The sequence below is a fragment of the Kribbella sp. NPDC051587 genome, assembly GCF_044453945.1.
GTDB lineage: Bacteria > Actinomycetota > Actinomycetes > Propionibacteriales > Kribbellaceae > Kribbella.
The window spans coordinates 68,994-92,778 of record NZ_JBITDE010000021.1; the positions used below are offsets into that span (position 1 = coordinate 68,994).

21 protein-coding genes are annotated in these 23,785 nt (G+C 68.4%); 9 read left to right on the plus strand and 12 right to left on the minus strand.

All coding sequences use genetic code 11. The features are described 5' to 3' along the window. Positions 1–15 precede the first annotated feature (15 nt). Positions 16–681: a response regulator transcription factor gene (locus tag ACIA49_RS40575; RefSeq protein WP_132414253.1), complete on the plus strand. Its 666-nt coding sequence runs from the start codon at positions 16–18 to the stop codon at positions 679–681. A gap of 36 nt (positions 682–717) precedes the next feature. After that, entirely contained in the window at positions 718–2,061 is a 1,344-nt protein-coding gene (locus ACIA49_RS40580; RefSeq protein WP_396383690.1) for an ATP-binding protein, read from the plus strand. Here ACIA49_RS40580 and ACIA49_RS40585 read toward each other — a convergent pair. The 3 genes from ACIA49_RS40585 to ACIA49_RS40595 form a co-directional block, all read right to left on the minus strand. Then, a complete protein-coding gene (locus ACIA49_RS40585; protein ID WP_396383691.1) occupies positions 2,049–2,765 on the minus strand; it encodes a hypothetical protein in 717 nt (238 codons plus the stop codon). The genes ACIA49_RS40580 and ACIA49_RS40585 overlap by 13 nt on opposite strands. A 2-nt stretch (positions 2,766–2,767) precedes the next feature. Continuing rightward, positions 2,768–3,616 carry a hypothetical protein gene (locus tag ACIA49_RS40590; protein WP_396383692.1) on the minus strand — a complete coding sequence of 283 codons (849 nt, stop codon included), beginning with the start codon at positions 3,614–3,616 and terminating at the stop codon, positions 2,768–2,770. A 113-nt stretch (positions 3,617–3,729) separates the two neighbouring features. Next, positions 3,730–4,776 carry a TAXI family TRAP transporter solute-binding subunit gene (locus ACIA49_RS40595; protein WP_396383693.1) on the minus strand — a complete coding sequence of 349 codons (1,047 nt, stop codon included), beginning with the start codon at positions 4,774–4,776 and terminating at the stop codon, positions 3,730–3,732. A 203-nt stretch (positions 4,777–4,979) separates the two neighbouring features. Here ACIA49_RS40595 and ACIA49_RS40600 point away from each other — a divergent pair, with 203 nt between their 5' ends. After that, entirely contained in the window at positions 4,980–8,000 is a 3,021-nt protein-coding gene (locus ACIA49_RS40600) for an alpha-mannosidase (protein WP_396383694.1), read from the plus strand. 174 nt (positions 8,001–8,174) lie between these two features. Next, positions 8,175–8,831, plus strand: a complete 657-nt coding sequence (locus ACIA49_RS40605; RefSeq protein ID WP_396383695.1) for a DUF998 domain-containing protein — start codon at positions 8,175–8,177, stop codon at positions 8,829–8,831. Here ACIA49_RS40605 and ACIA49_RS40610 read toward each other — a convergent pair. Together ACIA49_RS40610 and ACIA49_RS40615 are read right to left on the minus strand one after the other, a co-directional pair. After that, positions 8,788–9,747: an aldo/keto reductase gene (locus ACIA49_RS40610; protein WP_396383696.1), complete on the minus strand. Its 960-nt coding sequence runs from the start codon at positions 9,745–9,747 to the stop codon at positions 8,788–8,790. The genes ACIA49_RS40605 and ACIA49_RS40610 overlap by 44 nt on opposite strands. A 123-nt stretch (positions 9,748–9,870) precedes the next feature. Then, entirely contained in the window at positions 9,871–10,701 is an 831-nt protein-coding gene (locus tag ACIA49_RS40615) for an SGNH/GDSL hydrolase family protein (RefSeq protein ID WP_396383697.1), read from the minus strand. Between the two features lie 99 nt (positions 10,702–10,800). On the opposite strand from ACIA49_RS40615, the gene ACIA49_RS40620 reads away from it, so the two are divergent. Then, on the plus strand, positions 10,801–12,018 hold the full coding sequence (locus ACIA49_RS40620) for a PucR family transcriptional regulator (RefSeq protein ID WP_396383698.1): 1,218 nt from the start codon (positions 10,801–10,803) through the stop codon (positions 12,016–12,018). Between the two features lie 14 nt (positions 12,019–12,032). Further along, a complete protein-coding gene (locus ACIA49_RS40625) occupies positions 12,033–13,358 on the plus strand; it encodes a cytochrome P450 (RefSeq protein WP_396383699.1) in 1,326 nt (441 codons plus the stop codon). A gap of 111 nt (positions 13,359–13,469) precedes the next feature. Here the strand turns inward: ACIA49_RS40625 and ACIA49_RS40630 are convergent, their stop codons facing one another. Further along, positions 13,470–13,973 (minus strand): DUF5709 domain-containing protein, encoded by a 504-nt coding sequence (locus ACIA49_RS40630; RefSeq protein ID WP_396383700.1) that lies wholly within the window; start codon positions 13,971–13,973, stop codon positions 13,470–13,472. A gap of 54 nt (positions 13,974–14,027) precedes the next feature. On the opposite strand from ACIA49_RS40630, the gene ACIA49_RS40635 reads away from it, so the two are divergent. Continuing rightward, on the plus strand, positions 14,028–15,212 hold the full coding sequence (locus ACIA49_RS40635; RefSeq protein ID WP_396383701.1) for an aromatic acid exporter family protein: 1,185 nt from the start codon (positions 14,028–14,030) through the stop codon (positions 15,210–15,212). Between the two features lie 405 nt (positions 15,213–15,617). Here the strand turns inward: ACIA49_RS40635 and ACIA49_RS40640 are convergent, their stop codons facing one another. Further along, positions 15,618–16,061 carry an OsmC family protein gene (locus ACIA49_RS40640; protein WP_396383702.1) on the minus strand — a complete coding sequence of 148 codons (444 nt, stop codon included), beginning with the start codon at positions 16,059–16,061 and terminating at the stop codon, positions 15,618–15,620. 7 nt (positions 16,062–16,068) lie between these two features. Then, on the minus strand, positions 16,069–17,223 hold the full coding sequence (locus ACIA49_RS40645) for a phosphatidylinositol-specific phospholipase C1-like protein (RefSeq protein ID WP_396383703.1): 1,155 nt from the start codon (positions 17,221–17,223) through the stop codon (positions 16,069–16,071). 99 nt (positions 17,224–17,322) lie between these two features. Here ACIA49_RS40645 and ACIA49_RS40650 point away from each other — a divergent pair, with 99 nt between their 5' ends. Further along, positions 17,323–17,940, plus strand: a complete 618-nt coding sequence (locus ACIA49_RS40650) for a TetR/AcrR family transcriptional regulator (protein ID WP_396383704.1) — start codon at positions 17,323–17,325, stop codon at positions 17,938–17,940. A 53-nt stretch (positions 17,941–17,993) separates the two neighbouring features. Here ACIA49_RS40650 and ACIA49_RS40655 read toward each other — a convergent pair whose 3' ends face one another. After that, positions 17,994–18,416, minus strand: coding sequence for a DUF3592 domain-containing protein (locus tag ACIA49_RS40655; protein ID WP_396383705.1), 423 nt, complete (start codon positions 18,414–18,416; stop codon positions 17,994–17,996). A 132-nt stretch (positions 18,417–18,548) separates the two neighbouring features. Then, positions 18,549–20,393, minus strand: coding sequence for a DUF5107 domain-containing protein (locus ACIA49_RS40660; protein ID WP_396383706.1), 1,845 nt, complete (start codon positions 20,391–20,393; stop codon positions 18,549–18,551). A gap of 78 nt (positions 20,394–20,471) precedes the next feature. On the opposite strand from ACIA49_RS40660, the gene ACIA49_RS40665 reads away from it, so the two are divergent. Further along, on the plus strand, positions 20,472–22,127 hold the full coding sequence (locus tag ACIA49_RS40665; RefSeq protein WP_396383707.1) for an FAD-binding dehydrogenase: 1,656 nt from the start codon (positions 20,472–20,474) through the stop codon (positions 22,125–22,127). Here ACIA49_RS40665 and ACIA49_RS40670 read toward each other — a convergent pair. Next, a complete protein-coding gene (locus ACIA49_RS40670; RefSeq protein WP_396383708.1) occupies positions 22,124–22,999 on the minus strand; it encodes a serine protein kinase RIO in 876 nt (291 codons plus the stop codon). The two genes, ACIA49_RS40665 and ACIA49_RS40670, sit on opposite strands and share 4 nt — an antisense overlap. Positions 23,000–23,150: 151 nt before the next feature. Continuing rightward, complete coding sequence (locus ACIA49_RS40675) at positions 23,151–23,756, minus strand: NIPSNAP family protein (RefSeq protein ID WP_396383709.1); 606 nt, start codon at positions 23,754–23,756, stop codon at positions 23,151–23,153. Between the last annotated feature and the right edge of the window lie 29 nt (positions 23,757–23,785).

Below are 23,785 nucleotides of genomic sequence, written 5' to 3' on the forward strand. Positions count from 1 at the left end.
GCCTACGATCACCGCATGAGTGGCGCCGTCAGGATTCTGCTGGTCGAAGACGATCTCGATATCGCCAATGCGCTGATCCCCGCGTTGCGGCGATACGGCCTGATGGTGACCCATGTGCGGACGGCCGCGGACGCCCTTGCGGCCGACCCCGGCGACCTGGTCCTGCTGGACCTCGGCCTGCCCGACGGGGACGGGATCAACGTGTGCCGGCAGATCCGTTCGGTCTCCGACGTACCGGTGATCGCGGTCACCGCGCGCGGCGAGGCGGCCGACCGGGTCCGCGGGTTGCGCAGCGGCGCCGACGACTATGTGGTGAAACCCTTCGCGATTTCCGAGCTCCTGGCCCGCATCGATGCTGTACTGCGTCGTACCGGGCTCCTGCAGCCCCGCCCCCGGGTGACTGTCGGTGACCTCACCGTGGACATCGAGGCCCGGACCGTCCAGGTCGCTGACAAGCCCATCAGCCTGACCCGCAAGGAGTTCGACGTGCTCGCAGTGCTGGCCGCGCACCACGGCCGGGTCGTCCCCCGCGAACAGGTCGCCCTGTACGCCTGGCAGTCGGTCTTCGAGGCGTCCTCGCGCACCATGGACGTGCACGTGGCCAGCCTGCGGGCCAAACTCGGCCGTCCGGAACTGGTCCAGACGATCCGCGGTGTCGGCTACCGCCTGGGTTCGGACTGACCGTTGCGCCGTCGCCTACTGCAGTCTCTCGTTCCGATGGTGGTCCTGCTCGCCATCATCGCCACCGTCCCGCTGGCGAACTTCATTGCCACCGGCGCCTCCCGCACGCTGTTCCTGTCCCGCAGCAACGATGCGGACTGGTTCGCCACCATGGCGGAGGCTCCGCTGCAGTCCGGTGACATCGCCAACCTGCGTGAGATGGCCGTCCGGTACGACGACCTGTACCACACGCCCGTCTTCATCGTCGACGACAACAACAAGGTGGTCGCGACCTCCAAGTCCGGTGTCGACGTCACCACGCCCGACATCGCGGTCGCCCTGGGCAGCACGCTGGCAGGCCGATTGCCGGCCGAGCCGCCGGCGCTCTGGCCGTGGCAGAGCGGCGAGATGGTCGTCGCCCGGCCGGTCGCCAACAACGGCCGCGTTCTGGGCGCCGCCGTCCTGCGGGTACCCACCGAGGACCCGCGCATCGAGGTCCGGGGCAGCCTGATCCTGCTGCTGATCGGACTGCTGATCAGCATCGGCGCGATCATCGCCGGCATCGTCCGGCCGATCAGCCGGTGGGTGATCAAGCCGCTGAAGGACCTGGACAACGCGACCCACCAGATCACCCGGGGCGCGCTGGACACCCGGGTCTCCACCGACGGCCGGGCTCCCGAGCTGCGGCGTCTCGGCGACAGCTTCAACTCGATGGCCCTCAGCCTGCACCAGGCCCGGCAGCGCGAGCGTGAGTTCGTCGCCGACGCCTCGCACCAGCTCCGGACGCCGCTGACCTCGGCGCGGATCCACATCGAGGGCCTGTCCCGGCTGTCCCCGACCGCGCGGTTCGCGCTCAGCGACATCGACCGGCTCGGTCGGATCGTCCAGCGGCTGTCCCGGCTGGCTGGTTCGGACCGCCCCGGAGCCGATGCCGAGGGCAACAGCGAGGAGCCGCTGGACCTCGCGCAGGCGGTCAAGGAACGGCTGGTCGGCTGGAAGGCCGTGTACGCCGCCGACGACCTCGAGCTGATCATCGGCGACATGGTCCCGGGCGGCGTCGGCCCCGAACTGGAGGTCGACGACATCCTCGACGTCCTGCTCGACAACGCCTCCAAGTACGGCGCTCCGCCGGTCGAGGTCTCGGTCACCCGCGACGCCGACGAGGTCGTGCTGTCGGTGCGCGACCACGGTCTCGGCCTCGGCTCGCGGGACCTGAAGAAGGTCGGCGAGCGGTTCTGGCGCAGTGCCCACCACCGCGAGATGCCGGGCACCGGCCTGGGTCTGGCGATCGTCCGCTCCGAGGCGGCCAGGGTCGGCGGCCGCGTCGTCGCCCGACCGCCGATCGGTGGCGGTCTGGTGATCGAGGTCCGCGTCCCCCTGATCGACGACTACGAACTCTGAGTGCGGAACTGGTCGTAGAAGGCGGTCTTGATCCCGATGGTCGCCTGCTCGATCACCCGGAAGCGCTGCTGCGCCTCTGGGGAGTCGAGCAGCTGCACGAGTCGTAGGCCGAGCTGGTCGGAGTGGGTCTGCGACTGCGCCGGCTCCGCGACCAGCGGCTGCGACTTCGCGTCGTGCACTAGGTGGGGGTAGTAGAACACCGAGCCCCTGCCGAGCACGGGACCGATCCGGCGCCACAGCTCGCCGTACTCGACGGAGACCAGCACCTCGCCCCAGAACCGCAGGAGCGTGATGAGCTCGACGTCGGCGTACTTCGACTCGCCCGCGGTCGCGATCAGCTCCAGGGAGGCCTCGACGGCGGCCGCGGTGGCCGGGGACTTCCGCGACCGCAGCAGCGCCGACCGGTCGACACCGACCGCGAGCAGGTCGGTCACCATGTCCTCACGGTGCGACGGCGTACCGCCTGGTGTGGTGCCTTCGGGGTACTCCTCGCGGAGGATCACGCGAGCCGTACGGATCGCCTGCTCGTCGGTGAGCAGATCGATCGCCAGGTCGTAGGCGGGCGTGAAGGCCAGCGACACGAACCGCCGCTGCAGCAGGATCTCGTGCAGCGTCTCCTCGGGCACAGTCTCGATGTCACGCAGGACGGGATGAGCGCGGAACTCCGCGATCAGGTTGTCCTCGAACTCGTCCAAGTCCCGCACTGTCACTCCTCCGGCTCCGGATCCGATTTCTCAATACTCGCGCGCCAGTTGCCCAGATCCACGTCGGTGCCGATCTCCCAGAGCTTCTTCAGCTCCTTCTGCACCTGGCGGCCGAGGACGGTACCGGTCGTCCCCTCGATCTCGAACTGCGGTGTCTCGATCGCGAGCTGGCCGTGCAGGAACATGCTGACCAGGTAGTGGTCGTCGGCGCGGTAGACCGAGATCGAGGCCTGGGAGTCGAACACCTTCACCTTGAGGCAGCTCCGGTACTGCTTGGTCAGGCCGCCGTAGAGCTCGGACAGCTGTTCCAGGCAGTCCTCCACCCCACTGCTGACATGTGCGGCGCCCGCTGCCCCGGGAGTCGCCCCCAGGGCCGCGTCACGGAGTCCGACGAGCTTCGACTGCGGATGGAGCATCAGGATCCGCACCTCGGCACGGCGGCCGACAGCGACCTCCAGCTCGTCCATCAGCAAGCCGAGGTTGGGGATCCAGGTGTTCAGGATCGTCACCTGCTGGGCGGTCCGGACATACCCCTCGAACACGTCGACCGGGAAGATGCGATGCACCCGGGTCAGGCCGCCGTACTGGTCCCGGAGCCGGGCTTCGGCGCTGGCACCGATGTCGAGGCTGTCCAGCTCCGCGCGGATCCGCTCGAGGTGGTGCAGTGGGGACAGCCGGGTCAGCAGCGTCACGACCACGCCGCTCACCAGGAGCAGGGTGATCGCCGAGACGCCTTTGGATGTGATCTTGTCCAGCCAGCCGAACAGGTCGGCCACCGCGGTCGCGACACCGGCCAGGGACAAGATGGCGAGCGGGGCCCATTCGAGCCATCGGGTGAACTTGGGCGGCAAAGCATCCTCCGTGGGCAGGCCGTCGGAACCCGGCGATCGTCCCACGGAACCGAGTGCGGAATGTGATCGGGGTCACCTGTTGCGGTGACGACCGTATTCCTGCCTGCGCGCCCTCAGATGTGGTTGTTGCGGTACCAGCGCTCGGCGGCCTGGTGCAGCGGCACCGGCATCGTCGCGATCGCCGATCGCGGGTCCAGCGCGCTGGCCTCCGGGTGGTAGTGATCCTTGTCGTCCGGGGTGCCGATCAGGTCCTTCTGGCGGCGGAACAGGGTGTTCACGATCCACCAGGCCCAGGAGTCGGACAGGTTCTGCCGGGTGATCAGGTAGTTCGGGATCGTCAGGGTCGGGACCGCGCTGGCCAGTCCGTAGGTCTTCGGCGGGATCGAGGAGACGATGTAGCCGCCGAACTGCTTGAGCGCGATGGTCTGGGCCACCTCGCCGATGTCGAGCAGCCGGAAACCGATGGTCGCCTGCAGCGCTGCGATCGGCCCGGTCGGCAGACCGCCGCTCCAGATCATCGCATCGATCTTTTCCCCCGGCTTGGCGTCGTCGGTCAGCGCAGTGGCCGCATCTTCCAGCGACAGTTTCCTCGCATCGACGGTGACCCCGAGTTTGCCCTTGTTGTTCTTGGCCGTCGCGAGGATCATCTCGGCGACCTGCTTGGTCCCCGAGTTGTTCGGTCCGACGCTGACCGGCCTACCCTCCAGGTCCGCGAGGGTCTTGACCTTCGACGCCATCGGCACCACGACGTGCACGTAGTTGTCGTAGGTCCGGCCGAGCGCGCTGAACTTCAGCGATCCGCGCCCGAACTCCTGGCCGAGCCCCTCGTACGCGGCGTACGCCGAATCCGAGGTGGTGAAGCCGACGTCGTACGTCCCGACCGCGACCTTGCGGAGGTTGTCGATCGACCCGGCCGTCGGGACCGGGCTCAGCGTCATGCCGGTGACCTCGCTGACCAGTGCCGCCAGCCCGGTGCCGAACGTGTTGTAGACGCCGCCGAGGTTCCCGGTCGCGAGTTTGGCCGGAGCCGACGGCGCGGGCTCGTCGGAGCGGCCCCGCGAGCACCCGGGCACCATGCAGGCGGCCGCGGCGGCCGCGCCCAGGCCGAGCAGACTGCGCCGGCTCATCGACTCGGGCATGATCAGGCGGGGACGATCCATGCAGGACAACCTATGCGGCAACCGGGCCGGATCGGTAGCTACGTGCGCCCGCCGCTACCGAACCGCTACCCGCAGCGGCCACCGGCAAGTTCGCACAAACTGTGTCTGGACGGGCCCCCGGTCGGTGTGACAGCGTTGTCATCGCGCGCCCGCGTGGGTTGCGTGACTGAACCCCAGTGACACAGGCCCCGGAGGATGATTTCGTGCACGACGACCGTCAACTCATCGAGGAGCGGCTGCAGCGCGCCCTGCGGGAGCGGATCAGCCCCGCGGTCTACGGCGCCGCGGTCCCGCTGGACATCGAGGTGTGGCACGCACCTGGTGAGCCCGTGTCACCCGCCGAGGCGCTCGCGCAGACCTACGAGCCGGCCGCCATCGGCCTGCCCTGGGGTCCCGCCTGGGGTACCGCCTGGTTCAAGTTCAGCGGCCAGGTCCCGGCCGAGTGGGCCGGAGCTGAGATCGAGGCGGTCATCGACCTCGGCTTCAGCGGCGGTCCCGGCTTCTCCGCGGAGGGCCTGGTGCACACCACCGGCGGCCGGCCGCTGAAGGGCCTGCACCCGCGCCAGACCTACGCGCCGCTGTCGATCCTCGGCCCGGACGGTACGGCGGCCGCGGCCGGCGACTCGATCGAGTTCTACGTCGAGGCGGCCGCGAACCCGGAGGTGCTCGGCGACAAGGGCGGCTTCTCGCCGACGACGATCGGCGACAAGCCCGAGCCGGGCGGCCGGCCGATCTACCAGCTCACCCGCGCCGACCTGGCGGTCTTCAACGCCGAGGTGTGGGACCTGATCCTCGACCTGGAGGCGCTGGACGGCCTGCAGAAGGAGCTGTCGCTGCAGGAGCCGCGGCGCCGCGAGATCCTCCGTGCGCTGAGCCGCGCTCTCGACGCCCTGGACTACGAGGACGTCGCGAAGACCGCGGCTGACGCCCGCGCCCAGCTGACCGACGTACTGAGCCGTCCGGCCCATGCCTCCGCGCACCAGGTGTCCGCGGTCGGCCACGCGCACATCGACTCCGCCTGGCTCTGGCCGCTGCGCGAGACACGCCGCAAGGTGGCCCGCACCGTCTCCAACGTCGCGACGCTGGCCGAGGAGTACCCGGAGCTCGTCTTCGCGTTCTCGCAGGCCCAGCAGCACGCCTGGGTGAAGGAGAACTACCCCGAGGTCTGGGAGCGGCTGAAGAAGGCCGTTGCCGAGGGCACCATCGTTCCGGTGGGCGGCATGTGGGTCGAGTCCGACACCAACCTGCCCGGCGGCGAGGCGCTGGCCCGGCAGTTCGTGCACGGCAAGCGGTTCTTCCTGGACGAGTACGGGATCGACACCCAGGAGGTCTGGCTGCCGGACTCGTTCGGCTACACCGCGGCCCTGCCGCAGCTGGTGAAGCTGTCCGGCTCGAAGTGGTTCCTGACCCAGAAGATCTCCTGGAACAAGGAGAACAAGTTCCCGCACCACACCTTCTGGTGGGAGGGCCTGGACGGGACGCGGATCTTCACGCACTTCCCGCCGATCGACACCTACAACTCCGACCTGTCCGGTCGCGAGCTCGCGCGCGCCCAGCGCAACTTCCAGGAGAACGGCGCCGCGACCCGTTCGCTGGCCCCGTTCGGGTACGGCGACGGCGGTGGCGGCCCCACCCGTGAGTTCGTCGCGACCGCCCGCCGGGTCGCGAACCTGGAGTCCTCGCCGCGGGTGACCATCGAGTCCCCGACCGAGTTCTTCAGCGCCGCCGAGGAGGAGTACGCCGAGCAGGCCCCGGTCTGGTCCGGCGAGCTCTACCTGGAGATCCACCGGGCGACGTACACCTCGCAGGCCAAGACCAAGCAGGGCAACCGCCGCAGCGAGCACCTGCTCCGCGAGGCCGAGCTCTGGTCGGCAGCGGCCGTGGTCGCGGGCAAGCTCGACAGCTACCCGTACGACGAGCTGGACCGGATCTGGAAGGCCGTGCTGCTGAACCAGTTCCACGACATCCTGCCCGGCTCGTCGATCTCGTGGGTGCACCGCGAGGCCGAGGAAACCTACTCCCGGTTGGGTGCCGAGCTGGAAGCGATCATCGCGAAGGCCCAGCAGGCGCTGGCGGGCGACGGCTCCTCGTCGATCGTGTTCAACGCCGCGCCGCACACGCGCAACGGCGTTGCCGGCCTGGGTGCCGCGGTCGCGGCTGCCGCCGAGACCCCGGTCTCCGTGGCGAACGGCGTACTGGACAACGGCGTCATCCGGGTCACCATCGACGAGCGCGGTCTGATCACCTCCCTGTACGACGTCGAGGCCGCGCGCGAGGTGATCGCACCAGGTGCCGTCGGCAACCTTCTCCAGCTGCACGTGGACACCCCGAACCAGTGGGACGCCTGGGACGTCGACTCGTTCTACAAGAACAACGTCCGGGACGTCACCGAGGTCGACTCGGTCGACTTCAGCACGGTCGACGGCGTCGCGACGGTCGTCGTGAAGCGCTCCTTCAACCGGTCCACGGTCACCCAGACCCTGCGGCTCGAGCCGGGCGCGAAGCGGGTCGACATCGAGACCGAGATGGACTGGCACGAGGCCGAGAAGTTCCTCAAGGCGTCGTACCCGGTCGACGTGCACGCCGACCGCTCGGCGTCGGAGACCCAGTTCGGGCACATCTTCCGGCCGACCCACCAGAACACCTCGTGGGACGCGGCCAAGTTCGAGATCGCCGCCCACCGTTGGGTCCACGTCGCCGAAGCCGGCTACGGCGTCGCCGTCGTCAACGACTCCACCTACGGCCACGACATCAACCGCACCGCGCGTCCCGACGGTGGCACCACCACCACGATCCGCACCTCGCTGATCCGGGCCCCGCGCTACCCCGACCCGAAGACCGACCAGGGTGTGCACACCGTCAACCACGCACTGGTCGTCGGCGCCGGCATCCCCGAAGCGATCTCCGAGGGCTACCGCATCAACCTCCCCGAACGCGTCGTCACCGGCGCCGAGGGCGTAGCCCCGCTGGTCACCATCGACAACCCGAACCTCGTCGTCGAAGCCCTCAAGCTCGCCGACGACCAGTCCGGCGACGTCATCGTCCGCCTCTACGAATCCACCGGCGGCCGCTCCCGCGGCACCCTCACCCCGTCCTTCGCGACGGCGTCGGTGACCGAAGTAGACCTCCTCGAGCGCCACCTCGCGGACCGGGACCTGGACGGCGGGGTCGCCTTGGACCTCCGTCCCTTCCAGATCTTGACCCTCCGCCTCAAGCGCTCCTAACCCGCAGGGGCACCACCCTCCCCCACCCCGGTGCCCCTCCCCGCCGCGCCCGGTACCAGCTCCTTGGTACCGGGCGCTTTGGGTGCCTGCGGCAACTAGTCGAGGAGGCGACTCCGGGCAAGAGCGCTGCCCGAAGGCACTCAGCGGTGGTGGGCCGCGGGCGATACTGAGGTCATGCGGAAGCCGGTGTTCTGGGGTGTGGTGTTCTGGCTGGTCCAGCCGTTGTACTTCGTGACTGAGGTCATCACCGCCGGGCGGGTGACGGTGCCCTACTCGTTCCTGGGCAACACGATCAGCGAGCTCGGCGCAGTCACCTGTACGACGTTCGGCGAGCCACCGTTGGGCCCCTATACGGTGTGCTCGCCGTGGCACGCGTTCATGAACACGTCGTTCGTGGTGTCCGGGGTGTTGCTGGCTGCCGGCGCCGTACTGCTTCGCGGACAGTTGCCGTCCGGGCGAATGACCACGACCGCAGTGGTGCTGTACGTGATCGGTGGCCTGACCTCCATCGGCACGGGGCTGGTGCCGATGGACAAGAACCTCGCCCTGCACAGCCTGGTGTCCGGCCCGGGCTTCCTCGTCCAGCCGCTCGCGTTGATCCTGCTCGGCCTCGCCTTCCGCAGCACGCGGCCCACCTTCGGCTGGGTGACCCTCGCAGTCGGCGTCGCGTCGCTGGCCGGGGCGGTTGCCTTCAGCATCCACCCCGGCGGCGCGGGGCACGGCTTCTTCGAACGTCTGTCGCTGTGGCCGGCAAACATCTGGGCCACCGCGCTAGCAGTACTCGTCGTCAGCGCGATGCCACGTCCAGCACCTCGAGTTCGCTCTCAGTGAGCTGGACGTTCTCCATCGCGAACAGCGCGGTGAGCTGCTCGACGGTGCGCGCGGACGCGATCGGCGCCGCGACGGTCGGCTGCTGAGCGACCCAAGCCAGCGCCACCGTCGCCAGCTCCACACCTCGTCCCGCCGCGACCTGCCCCACCGCGTCGATCACCTTCGTCCCACGTTCCGTCCCGGCGTACCCACCCGCGAGCCCAGGAACATCCCGCACGGTGTCGACGGTCTCGCCCGCGCGGTACTTCCCGGTCAGAAAGCCGGACGCCAACGCGAAGTACGGCACACAAGCAACCCCCGCGCGCTCGACAACCGTGCGCATCCCGCCCTCGTACCCGTCACGAGCGACCAGGTTGTACGGCGGTTGCACAGCGGTGAACCGGGCCTTGCCTTCGCGATCGGAGAACTCGAGGAAGGCGGAGAGCCGTTCCGGCGTGACGTTCGAGGCACCGATCGCCCGGACCTTCCCCGCCTGCACGAGTTCGTCGAGCGCGGTGATGACCTCGCCCACCGGGATGGACTCGTCGCGGTCGTAGTGCAGGTAGTACAGATCGATGTAGTCCGTCCGCAGCCGGCGCAACGATTCGTCGACCGCGGCCTTGATCGTGGCCGGCTCGATCCCCAGGTACTGCGGATGATCGCCGACCTTGGTCGCGATCACCATCTGCTCCCGGTTCCCGCGCCTGGCGAGCCAGTCGCCGATGATCGTCTCCGACTGCCCCGGCAGGTTGCCCTGCTCAGGGAAGTAGTTCATGTAGGAGTCGGAGGTGTCGATGAAGTTCCCGCCCTGGGCGGCGTAGGCGTCGAGCAGCTGCAAGGACTGTGGTGCGTCCGCAGTCCAGCCGAAGACATTGCCGCCCAGGCAGAACGACGAGACGCGAAGACTGGAGGTGCCGAGATTGCGAAGTTCGCTCATGAGAGGAACAACGCCGGCCTCCGGGAGCCGCAGTTCCCGATTCGCCGACTGGTGGCCGGATGGGCATCCGCGCTGCCCCCTCCCACCCTGGGTGGGGCGCCGGCGGTAGCCGGCGCGAGGAGATCATCCAGCCGCGGCAGCGACCAGCCCACCAAACGCAGCCATCCCAGCACGACTCGGATGAAGGGGAGCCGCATCCGAGGTAGGAACCAGCCCCTCCAACCAGCGCTGACTGATCGGGGCACAAGCATCATGGCCAACGGACGGAGTACGAAGGTCGACATACGTCGCCCCGTGCAGCGCCGACTGAGTAGCGAGCATGTGGTTGAGGCGGTCAACCGTAGCCTGCAGGTAGTCGGCGTCAGCAGGCCAGACGGGAATCGTGGGATAGCACCCGCCCGGGCGAATGTAGGTGCCGTACCCCGTCACCAAGATGCGGGCATTCGGCGCCAACGTCCGGATCCGATCCAGCGCACGGCCAAAAGCCGGCGCAGTAGCACTGATACCGGCCGCGAGCTGGTCACGACCACCAGCGGTGAAACGCTCCTTGCAGGACACCCCAGCCGGCGCCGGCAGCAGGTTGATACAGCTGAGTGCGGCCGCGACCAGCCCGGTGTCGTTGCCCCCGATGGCGACCGTTACCAGGTCGGTCGTCGACTTCAGGGAGTTGTACTGCGGCGGCACGAAGCCGAATTGTCGCCCGCTGAAGTCCGGGATCACCGCACCCGAGCACGTCACGTCCACCAGCCGCGCGCCGAGCTTCGCCGCGGCGACATGCGGGTAGTTCACGCCCGACCGCAGGCAGGGCAGGTCGATCTGCGGCAGGATCAGCGGCCCCGCGGCCGACGAATCGCCCAGGGCGACGTACTCCAGCGGGTCCGAGGCGTGCGCCACGGCGGGGCTGAGTAGGCCGGTCAGCAGCACTCCCACGGCCAGTAGTACCCGTTGTTTCATCTGATCACCCTTTGCGGTCGGTCGAGCACTACTTCTGGGTAGTAATGTTCGACCCCAAACCAGCTGCTGGTCGCTGGGGCCACGCCCAGAGTTCGAGGGGTGATCGTTGTGACGGATCACAAGGAGCTGCGATCCGGCGGCGTGCTCGTGCATGAGCTGGTCCGATCCCGGCTGCCGCGGCTGGTCGACGACGTACTGGCGCGGTTGGTCGCGGAGATCCCGCTCTACGCGCAGTTGCCGGCCGAGGAACTGCAGGGCGACATCCGCCGGATCACCGATCAGAGTCTGCGCGCGTTCATCGAGACCTTCCGGACAGGCGTCGTACCGACTGGCGACGTACTGGCGCCCTTGCGAGAATCGGCCCGACGTCGGGCCGAGGAGGGCGTGCCCCTCGAGGCTTTGCTGGCGGCGTACCACCTCGGCGGCAAGGTCTGCGCGAACGACGTCGCCGAAGGCTTCCGACCGGATGAGCTGCCCGACGCGATCGCGCTCAACCGGCTGATCCTCGACTTCCTGCAGCACGTGACCGCCATCGTCTCCGCGAGCTACTTCGAGGAACGGCAGTCGATCGCGGGTGAGGACCAGGCGACTCGGCAAGCGGTACTCGCGGCATTGCTCGACGGACGCGCGGTCGACGAGGCCGCGCTGCGGACCGGCGTCCGACTACCAGCCGAGTACGTCGTCGCCGGGCTCGCGTTCGGCCGACACCCCGACGAACTCGAGCCCGGTGTCGACCCGCAGATCGTTGCCCGACGCAAGCTTCGGCGGATCCGGGTCGAGCTCGACCGACTCGCGGGCAGTATGGCGAGCCTGTCCGTGGATGGTGGGATCGCCTTGCTGCCTTGCAAGAAGAGCGACGTCACCACCCTCCGCAGCCGGTTGAGCCGGGTCGCCGGAGTGGACCTCACCTTCGCGATCACGAGTAGCGTGCCGGCCGACGTACCGGCTGCGGCCGCACTGGTCCGCGACCTGCTCGACGTCATCCGCATCCATCGCCACCCACCCGGCGTCTACGAGCTCGACGACCTCGTGCTCGAGTTCCAGCTGAGTCGCCCCAGCCCGGCCCGCGACCGCCTGGCTCAGCTACTCGAACCACTGACGGAACGAGCCGATCTCCTCACGACCCTGCGCTGCTACCTCGCCAACGCCCGCAGCCGACGACAGACCGCGGCCGACCTGCACGTCCACGCCAACACCGTCGACTACCGCCTGAAACAGGTCGCGCGACTCACCGGCCTGGATCCGGTCAGCGACGATCAGTTGCCCAGGATCGTTGCTGCGCTTGTCGCGTACGACGCTCACCGTTCACCCTTGTGACGTAGCGTCGCTGCATGGCTCCGACTCCACTGCTCGGTTCCCGCACCCTCGATCGGCAGACGGCGCGCACGCTGCCGCCCGGCCCGCGGCTGCCGACGCTCGTGCAGAGCCTGCTGTTCGCGGTCAACCGCAAGACGTACTTCCCCCGATGGCGCGAGAAGTACGGCGATGTCTTCACGATCCGCCTGGTCCCGTCGAGCCGGGTCTGCGTCGTGCTCAGCCGGCCGGACCACATCCGCGAGGTCTTCGGCAGCTCACCCGCGGTCGTGCACGCCGGTGAAGGCAACACCGCACTCGAGCCGGTGATGGGTTCGAGCTCGTTGCTCCTGCTCGACGACGAGGACCACGTCCGGATGCGGAAGCAGTTGATGCCCGCCTTCTCCGGCCAAGCCCTGCGTGGGTACGCCGACATGGTGCACGAGCTCGCGGTCGCCGAGATCGCGACCTGGCCGGTCGGCGAGCCGTTCCAGATGCACCAGCGGATGCGCAACCTGACGCTGGAGATCATCCTGCAGGTCATCTTCGGTGTGACCGACGTCGACCGGCTGAACACCCTGCGCCCGCTGATGGACAAGATCGTCTCGGTCTCGCCGGTGATCATGCTCGGCGGCTTCTACCCGGCTCTCCTGCGCATCCCGCCGTGGCGGAGCTTCCTGCGCGCACAACAGCAGGTCGACGACATCCTGTACGACGAGATCGCGCGCCGCCGCGGGAACCTTGCCGGACGCAACGACGTACTGACGCGGCTGCTGGCGGCCGGCGAATGGACCGACGTCGAACTCCGCGATCAACTGGTGACCCTGCTCCTGGCCGGCCACGAGACCACAGCCACCGCACTGGCCTGGGCCTTCCACGACCTGGCCCGCAACGAACAGGACCTCGCCTTCGGCCAGAACGCGGCCGACCACAACGCCGACGGCGAACTGGAAGCCATCGTCAAGGAGTCGCTGCGCCTGCACCCGGTCGTCTATCAGGTAGGCCGCCGCCTCACCGAGACCACCGACCTGGCGGGCTATCGCCTCCCCCGCGGCACCACGGTCCTGGCTGCGATCGGCCTCGTCCACCGCGACGCCGAACACTTCCCCAACCCTGAGGAGTTCCGCCCCCAGCGGTTCCTCTCCGACGACCCGCCCGCGCCCGGCACCTGGATGCCCTTCGGCGGCGGCGCCCGGCGCTGCATCGGCGCCGGCTTCTCCCTGATGGAAGGCACCGAGATCCTCCGCGCCACCCTCGCCGCCTACAACCTCCAGGCCCCCGACCCCACCCCCGAACCAGCCCAGGCCAAGAACGTCACCCTCGTCCCCCAACACGGCACCAAAGTCACCGTCACCCCCCGCTAACGTCCGAACAACCGGAGGGCGTGGTCGGCGTGTTTTCGGACGCTAGGTCAACCCCGAAACAGCGTCCGAAGACTCGCCACGCACCGTCGGCGAGTTTTCGGACGCTAGGGATCAGTTCTCGGGGTCGGTGACGTCGCCGAGGTCTACGTTCTCGTAGGAGGAGAGGTCGGTGTCGTCATCGGTGTCGAGTTCGAAGTTGTCCTCGTCGTCGACGACGTGAATGGCGGCCTCTTCGGCTGAGGCCGCGGCGCCGTCGAAGCCGACGTCCTCGGCGACCAGGTCCGACTCGGAGTCGGAGTGCGCGCCCTCGTCAGGGGCGACGAGACGACCAGAACGCCGTACGCCGACCTCGGGGCCACCGACGTCTTCGCCGTCCTCGGCGTACGGGTCGATGTCGGGCTCCTCCTGGGCGATCCGCTGCTCCAGGGTCTCGCCTTCGAGCGCCTCCTCGGCGGTGGTGCCGAACCCTTCCCCGGCGGACCACTTCTCGGGCGGCGAGTAGCCCTCGTCGAGCAGATCGTCCACCCCACGGTCGTTCAGGGTGTCCTCCGCCTGCAGCTGGTCCTCGTCGTCGACGCTGTAGCTGCCGTAGTCCTCGCGGTTGTTCTCGGTCATGGACACACAGTGTCCCGTCACCGCCCCACTAATCAAGCCAGGCACAATGAACGGATGGATCCGGTCAGGCTGACGCTCGATCAGTTGCGGGAACTGCGCGACGACATCGCGCCGCAGGCCGCCCGTCGCTCGCGCGCTTCGGTCCGGCGACGGCTCGAACGCTGGCGCGACCGGATCTTCTTCATCGCCCAGTGCGCCTTGGCCGCCGGTGCCGCTTGGGCGCTGGCCCGCTACGCCTTGGGCCACAAAGCACCGTTCTTCGCGCCCGTGGCCGCGATGGTCTGTCTCGGCTTCAGTTTCGGCCAGCGGCTGCGTCGCGTCGCCGAGGTCATGGTCGGGGTGGCGGTCGGTGTCGGGGTCGGCGACCTGTTCGTCCGCTTCTTCGGTACCGGGATCCCGCAGATCATCTTCGTGGTCGCGCTCGCCATGAGCGTCGCCGTACTGCTCGGCGCCGGCACGTTGATGACCACCCAAGCCGGCGTCCAAGCCGCGATCGTCACCACCCTGCTGCCCAATCCCGGCGCGGGCTTCAGCCGCTGGCTGGATGCGGCCCTCGGTGGCGTGGTCGCCCTCGCGGCGGCAACGATCGCCCCGGCCGCGGCGATCAGGCGCCCGAGGCAACAAGCCTCCGAGGTCCTGAACGAGCTCTCGGCAATCCTGGTGGAGACCGCCGAAGGCCTTCGCGACAAGACCGACCAAGAGGCGCACGACGACGAACGCGATGAGCGCGAGCTGACCGATGCGCTCCGCCGCGCACGCGCGAGCGAGGCCATGCTCGACGACCTCCGTAGCGCGGCCGCGGAAGGCGTGGCTGTCGTCCGCCTCTCCCCGTTCCGCCGCCGGCACCGCGGCCGCGTCCAGCAGATCGCCGACCTTGTCGTCCCGCTCGACCGCGCGATCCGCAACATCCGAGTCCTGGTACGGCGGTGCGCGGTCTCGGTCTGGCGTGATGAGCGGATGCCCGACGAATACCCGATGCTCCTCGACCGCCTGGCCGACGGCACCCGGCTGATCGCCGAGTCCCTGTTCGAACCGGCCGCCAAGGTCGCCGCCCACCGCGTGCTGGGCGAGCTCGGCCGCCGTACGGCGGATATGCCGTTGCCGACCGGATTGTCCGCAGTGGTGGTGCTCGGGCAGATCCGGTCGACCGTCGTCGACCTCCTCGAGCTGACCGGGACGTCGTACGACGACGCCCGCAAACTCGTCCCGCTGCGCCTCGACGGGCTCGACGAGACGTAAGTCCGCACAAAGTGGCATAGGTCACATTCAGAAAATTCCCGAAATTCCCGTCATACCCCGGTCCGGGGTGCGTCTCACTGGCATGACGATCCACCGAATGATGACGGCACTGGCCACCGAGTTGGGCCGCACCGTCGAGACGACGACCCCCACAGACGACCGGAGCGACGCCGCCGCTGAGCAGTAACTGGCGCGAACCGGACGAACGGATCCCCGGCGGCGCACCCGCACGGTCCTACCCACCGAGTTGGACCGCACGGACGAGCACACGAAACGCAGAGGCGCCCATGTGCAGCGCCGCCGGATCCGTCCGATGCACCACCACAGAGGTGCATCGCAAAACCACCCACCGACTGTCCTGACGCCGCTTGCGCGAGGCTCAGGCCAGACCCGGTGGGTGGTTTTTTACTGCGCCACGGTGATTTCCGTCGTCACCGAGTTCGCGATGAAGCACTCCCGGTGCGCCAGGTGATGCAACCGATCCAGTACGTCGGCCGCGGGCGTCTCGCCGGCCCAGACGATCGTGGGATGCAGGGTCACCGCGGTGACCGCGACCCGGCCGGCGTCGTTCTTCGCCATCACACCGACCGCGTGGTCGTCGTACGAATCGACCACCAGTCGCTTCTTGGCGGCGATCGCGAGGAACGTCAGCATGTGGCACGACGAGATCGCGGCCACGAACGCCTCCTCGGGATCGACCGGACCGGGACTGCCCAGGTACGCCGGATTGGCGGACCCGGGCACGGTGATCCCGCCGTCGAAGCGCCACTCATGATCACGGCTGTAGGTGTCGTAGGTGAATTCGTGCTCACCACGGCTCCAGCTGACGTCGACCACGTGCTCCGACATGTTCAGATCACCTCTCCGCTACGCGTGCTCCAGGCTTGCCTGTTACCGGGTTCAAGCGTACGGGGGTGTCGCCCGGCAGTTCCGCGACGAAGTCGCTGTCGTACCGCGCCGCCATCCCGGCCACCGGGAAGTCGGTGCTGACGTACTGCGCACCACTCGCCAGTGCGATGCCGACCCGGCTGAAGTCCTTGTCCCGGATCGTCGCCAGCGGCTCGTCCGAACGGGTCCGGACCAGGTAGCCCTTCTTCACCAGGCGCTGGATCTCCGCCGTACCGGTCCCGCGCGGGTCGTTGACCTGCGTGACCGCGGCGTCGGCGTCACCCTCGGCGCCGCGGGTGAAGACCGCCCGGCCCTCCAGGCTCGGCTTGCCCGCACGGTAGAGGTCGCGGATCTCGGTGCCCGGACCGCCATTGTCGAAGTAGAACATCACCTTGCCGGCGGCGTTCTGCAGCGTCGGCCAGCCCTTGGTGGTGACCGACTGCTCCAGCGTCAGGCCCGGCTTGCGTACGTCGTCCGGCGACAGCAGCTGCTGCTCGCTGAAGACCGAGCGGATCTCGGCGTCCACGCTGTTCAGGTTGCCGGCATCCCATGGCGGAGCCTTCACTCCACCCTGGGCGACGATCGCCGGGTCGGACTGCTTGAGCTCGAGGTTGATCACGATCGGCGCGGCGTGCGGGTGCGCGTCGGACCACGTCTTCACCTGCTGCAGACACTGCACGAAGCTGCGGCAGACGGTGTTGTAGTCGACGTCGACGATGTGCATCACCTTGATACCGGGCTTGGCCAGCTCCGGGTCGGTGAGCGCCGGCAGCTTGGCGATCTTGCGGATCAGCGGGTAGGTGTAGAGCCCACCGGCCGGGTCTGGGAACAGGTCGAGCTCCAGCTGGCGGACGTTCTGGTCCTCGAGCTGCTGCCCCAGCGGGGCGTGCGAGTACCAGAGGTCGACCGAGTCCGGACGCTGGCCGAACTGGATCTTCTTCTCGTCGTCACTGACCTCGCGGTGGTAGGAGTTGTGCGAACCCATCACCTGGATCTGGTTCATCTTGAGCCCGGCGGTGGTGCTCGCCTGGGACGTCTGGGTGGTCAGTGCCGAACCGGCCAGACCGGATGCGGCGACCGCGGTGGTCGCGATGCCGGCGATCACCGATTTGCTGATACGCATGGAGTACGTTCCCCTCCTGTGAGTGCATGAGGCAGATCTGACGGCAATCTGTCATACGAAGGTGGCAGCGTTGTCTCCGATTCGGTGCACAATGGCCGAATGGTGACATCGGGGGCGTATCCGCTGCGCCGCACACCGACCCAGGACCGGGCCAGCCGCCAGGTCGAGCGCATCCTCGACGCGGCCTGTGCCGAAGTGGTCGAGCGCGGGTACGACGCGGCGTCCACGAGCGGCATTGCGAAACGGGCCGAGATCGCGGTTGGCAGCGTCTATCGGTACTTCCCCGACAAGCGCAGCCTGATCCAGGCGATCGAGCGGCGCAACCAGGCCCGCTACACCGAGGCGGTGAGTCTCCGGCTGGCAGAGGTGACCAGCTGGCGACAGGCCGTCGACGTCACGATGAGCACGTTCCGCGAGATGCACCGGACCGATCCGGGCTTCCGCGCGGTCGTGCTGAGCGGATTGGGCGATCCGGATCTGGAGACCCAGCCCGGCGAGTACGACGATCAGCACGCCGGTGAGTTCTCCGAGCTGCTGGCGGCGCGCTTCGGCGCGCGGGACAGTCGCGACTTCCGGCTGGCGGTCACCACCAGCATCGCCATGGGCGAGGCGCTGGCCCACCTCGCCGACCGACTGCCGGAGGCGGAGTCCGAGAACGTTCTGGCGCAAGGGCTCCCCGCCCTCTACAGCCTGCTCGCTCCGCACTTTCCGGCCTGAATCACAAAACCCTCACCTGTCATCAGGTGAGGGACTCCAACACGCGCGGGTCTTTACCGCTGAGGAAGCGGCTCCTCCGGAGAGGTCTGACCGGCGCGCGGCCCCAAGGTGGGCCAATGAGTGACGCGACCGGCGATCCGGCCGCGACGTGGTGTGCGCACGTCGTACGCGACGATCACCCGATCGCCCTTCTGGTACGACGTCCTGCTGCCGACCGGAAGTTTGCGGGTGACCTCGTAGGGTCCCTCACCCCGGCGGGTGTAGTACTCGACGTGGACCTCGGTGTAGCTGGCCGGAGTCCCGTCCTGCAGGCGACCGTGCACCGGGCCGCGCACCCGGATCACCCGCCCCGCGGTCTTTTCCTCACTGCCCGAAGAGTTCGCCTCACGCCGGGAACCGCTGACCACATCCGCCACGATCAAGGCGGTGACCAGCAGCACCAGGCCGAACCCACCGAGTAGAACGATGGTCAACATGGCACTCACCCCCGACGCGTCGCCCGCGAGCGACGCGGTCGTTGTCGAAATGACTGCGCGGCCCTTGCCGCACGACGGTGAGACGCCAGGAAGATCTACTCGGTTCCAGGTTCGGCGAAAGAATTTGTCCCGTCAGGTTCCTGACATGCCGAACTGATACTCGGGAGGCACCGGGCGACCGGTCCCCAGGGCCTCTTCCGCCGCCAGCCAGTAGTCGGTCAACGGGTTCGCGCCCTCGCGCACCGTCGCCAACTGAATGCCTGCCGCCAGCAACTCGTGAGCGGTCTGCGGGTCGCCGGACTCGAGCGCGGCGCGCACCCGGAGCAACTGGATCCGCGGATCGTCCGGCGCACCCTCGAACAGAGCCGGATCCAATGACAACGTGAGCGCCTCGACCCGCAGTTCGACGAGATCCGGACGCAGCTCCACAGCACGTCGATAGGCGTCGAGGTCACCCGTCACGAAACCGAGGTTGCGCAGCGCCCACGCGTTGTCCCCGGACGCACGCCAGGCCTCCAGCGCACCCGCCTCATCACCGGCGTAGTACCGAGCAACCCCACGGTGGTACCAGACCAGCCAGTTGTCCGCCGCCTTCTCCAACAGCTCCCGCCACGCCACCAACGTCCCATCCGGTACGGCGTCCGCGACCGGCAACTGTCCATCCAGCAACGGCAACCATGCCCGTTCCCGCGCAGTCATCGTGTCCGGATCGAACGGCGTCCCCGCCGACACCGTCCACCCGGTCCGCGCCAACTCCAACGCACCCCAGCCCGAACCGACGTACAGCCGCTCGACCGGGACTGCGTCCACGACGGTCGACCACTCGGCCTCGCGCGCCGGCATCCCATCCAGAAGCGGACGCAACGCCGTACCGCCGGCTGCTCGTGCGACCTGCCAGTCGTCGGCGTGCGCCGCGACCGGGTCCGCCGACACTCGCCCGTACGCCTCCAACCATTGCCACGAAGTTGCCCCAGGCAACTTCAAGTGCTCCATCTGAGTTCGCGCCAGCCCCGCCTGGATCTCTGCGTACCCAGGGCCCTCGAGCCCCGGCGCCAACCACTCCTGCCACCGCCGACCACCCGGAGCCTCGCCCCACACGAACAGCTTCCGGCCCTGCAACCGCTCGGTCGACGCCTGCGCCAATCCGTTGCCCTCGGCATCGACCGACGCGATCCACGGCCGCTCACCGGGCAGCGGCTCGAAGAAGAAGTCGACCGCCTTCTCATGGCGCATCGGATACGTGAGCTCATCAGTCACGTCGATCAGGTCCAGCCGAGCGCCGTACCCGTAGCGCCACGCCTGCTCCGCCGGCACCAGCACCCGGGTCTCCGGCGACTGCGAGACCGCGATGTTCGACCACCAGTACGCCGGTACGTCGTGGTCGGCCGGATTCTGCAGCCGCACGCCGACGTACAGGAACTCGGAGTCCTCCGGCAGCCAGAAGTCGAGTTGGGTGATCAGGTTCCGCGTCCGCTCCAGCTCCCACAACCGCAGGATCGGCGTACCGTCCGGGCCCTCGACGCGGGCCGCGTGCATCGGGGAGCACGTCCCGGTCCAGTGGCCGGTGCTGCCGACGTTCCACTCGACGCCGCCCGCGAACCACGCGTTGCACAGCGCCAGGTTCGCCGCCTGGAAGACCGGGTTGCGGTAGAGCAGTTCCGTATCGGTCGCCTTGTGCACGAGCGAGTAGAGCCGACCGCCCAGGCTCGGCAGTACGACGGCGCGGAGGTGGTCGTTCTCCAGGACCAAGGACGGGAGCGCGGTCTCGACGAGCGTCCGGTCATAACCGTCCTGATCCAGACACGGCAGGGTGCTGCGCAGGCCGCCGTACTGGATGTTCGCCTGCAGGTCTGGCGGCAGCTCGGCGAGGTTGCGGACCTCGTGCACCTCTTGGTGGCTGCGCAGCGGCGGCAGCGGGTTCTCCCCGCCCAGGGCAGCGGCAGGCAGCACGAGATCTTGCGCAGAAAGGATCGTCACACCCGACATTCTTGCAACTACGCGCACCAGAGTCCATGTCTCCCTCAGCGCTGCCTACTGTCCGGTATACATGGGCGCATGGACGCCGATGTGATCGTGGTGGGGGCGGGACTGGCCGGGCTGGCAGCGACCGCGGAGCTGGCCGACGCCGGCAAGAAGGTGCTGCTGCTGGACCAGGAGCCGGAGGCGTCGCTGGGCGGCCAGGCGTTCTGGTCGTTCGGCGGGCTGATGTTCGTGGACTCGCCCGAACAGCGCCGGCTCGGCATCAAGGACTCGCACGAGCTCGCGTGGCAGGACTGGCTCGGCTCGGCCGGGTTCGACCGGCTCGACGACGAGGACAAATGGGCGCGGCAGTGGGCCGAGGCGTACGTCGACTGGACCGCCGGCGAGAAGCGGTCGTGGCTGCATGCCCAGGGCGTGCGGTTCTTCCCCGTGGTCGGGTGGGCCGAGCGCGGTGGGTACAACGCCGACGGTCACGGCAACTCGGTCCCGCGGTTCCATATCACCTGGGGTACCGGCCCGGGACTGGTCGCGCCGTTCGAGCGTCGGGTCCGTGAGGCCGTCGCCAAGGGGCTGGTGGAGTTCCGCTTCCGGCACCGTGTCGACGAGCTGACCGTCACCGGCGGTGTCGTCGACGGCGTGTCCGGCAAGGTCTTGGAGCCGAGCAGCGTCCTGCGGGGGCAGCCGAGTTCGCGCACCGAGGTCGAGGACTTCGAGCTGTCCGCCCAGGCGGTCATCGTCACGTCCGGCGGGATCGGCGGCAACCACGATCTCGTCCGCGCGCAATGGCCGAAGCGGATGGGTGAACCCCCGCAGCGGATGATCAGCGGCGTACCGGCGCATGTCGACGGCCGGATGCTCGCGATCACCGAGCAGGCCGGCGGCCGGTACGTGAACCGCGACCGGATGTGGCACTACACCGAAGGCATCCAGAACTGGGACCCGATCTGGCCGATGCACGGCATCCGGATCCTGCCCGGCCCGTCGTCGCTGTGGTTCGACGCCACCGGCAAGCGGCTGCCGGTCCCGCTGTTCCCCGGCTTCGACACCCTCGGCACGCTCGAGCACATCATGACCACCGGCTACGACTACACGTGGTTCGTGCTCACCCAGAAGATCATCGACAAGGAGTTCAGCCTCTCCGGCCAGGAGCAGAACCCGGACCTGACCGGCAAGGACATCAAGGCCGTCCTCGGCCGTGCCCGCGGCGGACCGACGCCGCCGGTGAAGGCGTTCATGGACCGCGGCGCCGACTTCGTGATCCGCGACGACCTGCCCGCCCTGGTCCGCGGGATGAACGACCTGACCGGTGACAACCTGATCAACCTCGAGGATCTCGAGCGCCAGATCGTCGCCCGGGACCGCGAGCTGACCAACACCTTCACCAAGGACCTGCAGGTCACCGCGCTGCGGGGCGCCCGCAACTACCGCGGCGACAAGCTGATCCGGGTCGCCACTCCGCACCGGATCCTCGATCCCAAGGCCGGCCCGCTGATCGCCGTCCGGCTGAACATCCTGACCCGCAAGTCCCTCGGCGGTCTGCAGACCGACCTGGACTCGCGGGTCCTGCGCACCGACGGTACGCCGTTGCCCGGGGTCTACGCGGCGGGTGAAGTGGCCGGCTTCGGTGGCGGCGGTATCCACGGCTACCGCTCCCTCGAAGGCACCTTCGTCGGCGGCTGCCTGTTCACCGGCCGCACAGCGGGCCGCGCCGCCGCGAAGGCAGTGTCCTAGAACACCATGCTGAGCAGATCGGCGAACAGCTCCTGTTCGTCGATCTCCAAGCCCCTGCTGGTGAAATAGGTCGCCATGTTGTGGCAGTCCCGGAGGAGGAACTCCATCCCCTTCGGGTTGCCGACGACATCGATCACCTGCGGCAGGTCGATCATCACGATCCGCTCGCCCTGGGCCAGCACGTTGTACGGCGACAGGTCGCCGTGCGCGAGGCCGGCCCGGGCGAGTTCCCGCATGGCGTTGCGCAGCTGCTCGAAGTACGCACCGAGCAGTTCCTTCGACGGACGGACCTGCGCGAGCCGTGGCGCGGCACCGCCCTCACCGTCGTCGATGAACTCCATCAACAGTTCGGTCCCGTCGATCTGGACCGGGTACGGCACCGGGACCCCAGCCTTCCACAGCTGGTTCAGTGCGCCCCACTCCGCGCCGGCCCACTGCCCGGCCGCGACACTGCGCCCGTGCTGGGTCTTCTTGGCCATGGCACGGCTGTCGCGGCTATTGCGAGTACGACGGCCCTCGACGTACGACGTACTGCGGTGAAAGGACCGGTGTTCCTCGGTGCGGTACCGCTTGGCGGCGAGCAACGAGGACTGTGCGGGCGCATCGCCGATGGCTTCGACGGCGCGCTCGATCAGGAAGACATCAGCTTCCTTACCGGTTTTGAGGACGCCGAGCTCGGTGTCGATCGCGGCCTGTGCCGTCACCACCCACGAGGGGCGGGGCTCAGGCCCGCGAGAACCGCGCTCGACGTCCAGCCAGGTGGTCCAGCGCTGGTTGCGCGCCAGAGTTTCATCGACCTGCTGGAACTCGAAAGAGTATTGATCTGAAGCGGTGAAGAGTTCAGATTCGGAACGAAAGACGTCTGAAGACAACTGGGGTGCTCCTGAAGCTTGGGATGAGACTGACGCGGGCATGGCCCAGCACAGTGATAGCCATTCGTCAGCCCTCCTCAAGCCCAGGCAGCGCTCGTCGCCGCACGGTTCGGAATCAGGATGCCCGGCGGATTCCGGGCGCGCAAACTATTTAATGCAGCTGAGAACGTGAGGTCGGCGCCAGCCGAAGCACCTGCCCCTCCCACCTCCGGTACGCCGCCTCGTCCGGCGACCGCGCGAACCACACCAGCACCGTGTCGTCGCGCAGCGGAAGGGCGGGGAAGTTGTTCGGGACGGAGAGACTCCGGAAGATGGCGAGCGGCGCGACCCCGAGGGTCGGCAGCAGGTCGTGGATCAAGTGTTCCTCGAAGCCGGGTTCGGCCGGATGCACCATGCCCGTGATGACTGATGGCGTTGAGTTGCTCGTGCGTGGAGCACTCACCTGCGGGTAGTCCGGGCCTAGTTGGATCGGCTCAAGCAGCAGAGCGTTGTCCGAGTCGACCATGGTGGCGTTGGCGGCTTCGGCGTGCGCGCGCCACGTCGGGCCGTAGTAGAAGGCTTTGAGGGCTTCGGCGCGGACGTCCAGGCTGCGGAAGCCGCGGAGCCAGACGAAGCGATCAGGGTCGTCCAGGTCGCGGAACTGGCCGGGGATGTGCATCCCGCACACCTCCTGGCCTTCGACGAAGTGTTCGTCGAACAGGTCGATGAGGGTGTCGCGCTGCCCTGGGTGCAGCGTGTACTGGCGGAGGTCGACCACGGAGCAGCATTCGTTCACCGCGCGAGCCA

What these genes read in the sequence shown, in the direction of transcription:
- ACIA49_RS40575 (WP_132414253.1), top strand. Translation starts at nt 16, where the DNA reads ATGAGTGGCGCCGTCAGGATTCTGCTGGTCGAAGACGATCTCGATATC.
- ACIA49_RS40580 (WP_396383690.1), top strand. Translation starts at nt 718, where the DNA reads ATGGTGGTCCTGCTCGCCATCATCGCCACCGTCCCGCTGGCGAACTTC.
- ACIA49_RS40595 (WP_396383693.1), bottom strand. Translation starts at nt 4,776, where the DNA reads ATGGATCGTCCCCGCCTGATCATGCCCGAGTCGATGAGCCGGCGCAGT.
- ACIA49_RS40605 (WP_396383695.1), top strand. Translation starts at nt 8,175, where the DNA reads ATGCGGAAGCCGGTGTTCTGGGGTGTGGTGTTCTGGCTGGTCCAGCCG.
- ACIA49_RS40610 (WP_396383696.1), bottom strand. Translation starts at nt 9,747, where the DNA reads ATGAGCGAACTTCGCAATCTCGGCACCTCCAGTCTTCGCGTCTCGTCG.
- ACIA49_RS40615 (WP_396383697.1), bottom strand. Translation starts at nt 10,701, where the DNA reads ATGAAACAACGGGTACTACTGGCCGTGGGAGTGCTGCTGACCGGCCTA.
- ACIA49_RS40625 (WP_396383699.1), top strand. Translation starts at nt 12,033, where the DNA reads ATGGCTCCGACTCCACTGCTCGGTTCCCGCACCCTCGATCGGCAGACG.
- ACIA49_RS40630 (WP_396383700.1), bottom strand. Translation starts at nt 13,973, where the DNA reads ATGACCGAGAACAACCGCGAGGACTACGGCAGCTACAGCGTCGACGAC.
- ACIA49_RS40635 (WP_396383701.1), top strand. Translation starts at nt 14,028, where the DNA reads ATGGATCCGGTCAGGCTGACGCTCGATCAGTTGCGGGAACTGCGCGAC.
- ACIA49_RS40640 (WP_396383702.1), bottom strand. Translation starts at nt 16,061, where the DNA reads ATGTCGGAGCACGTGGTCGACGTCAGCTGGAGCCGTGGTGAGCACGAA.
- ACIA49_RS40645 (WP_396383703.1), bottom strand. Translation starts at nt 17,223, where the DNA reads ATGCGTATCAGCAAATCGGTGATCGCCGGCATCGCGACCACCGCGGTC.
- ACIA49_RS40650 (WP_396383704.1), top strand. Translation starts at nt 17,323, where the DNA reads ATGGTGACATCGGGGGCGTATCCGCTGCGCCGCACACCGACCCAGGAC.
- ACIA49_RS40655 (WP_396383705.1), bottom strand. Translation starts at nt 18,416, where the DNA reads ATGTTGACCATCGTTCTACTCGGTGGGTTCGGCCTGGTGCTGCTGGTC.
- ACIA49_RS40665 (WP_396383707.1), top strand. Translation starts at nt 20,472, where the DNA reads ATGGACGCCGATGTGATCGTGGTGGGGGCGGGACTGGCCGGGCTGGCA.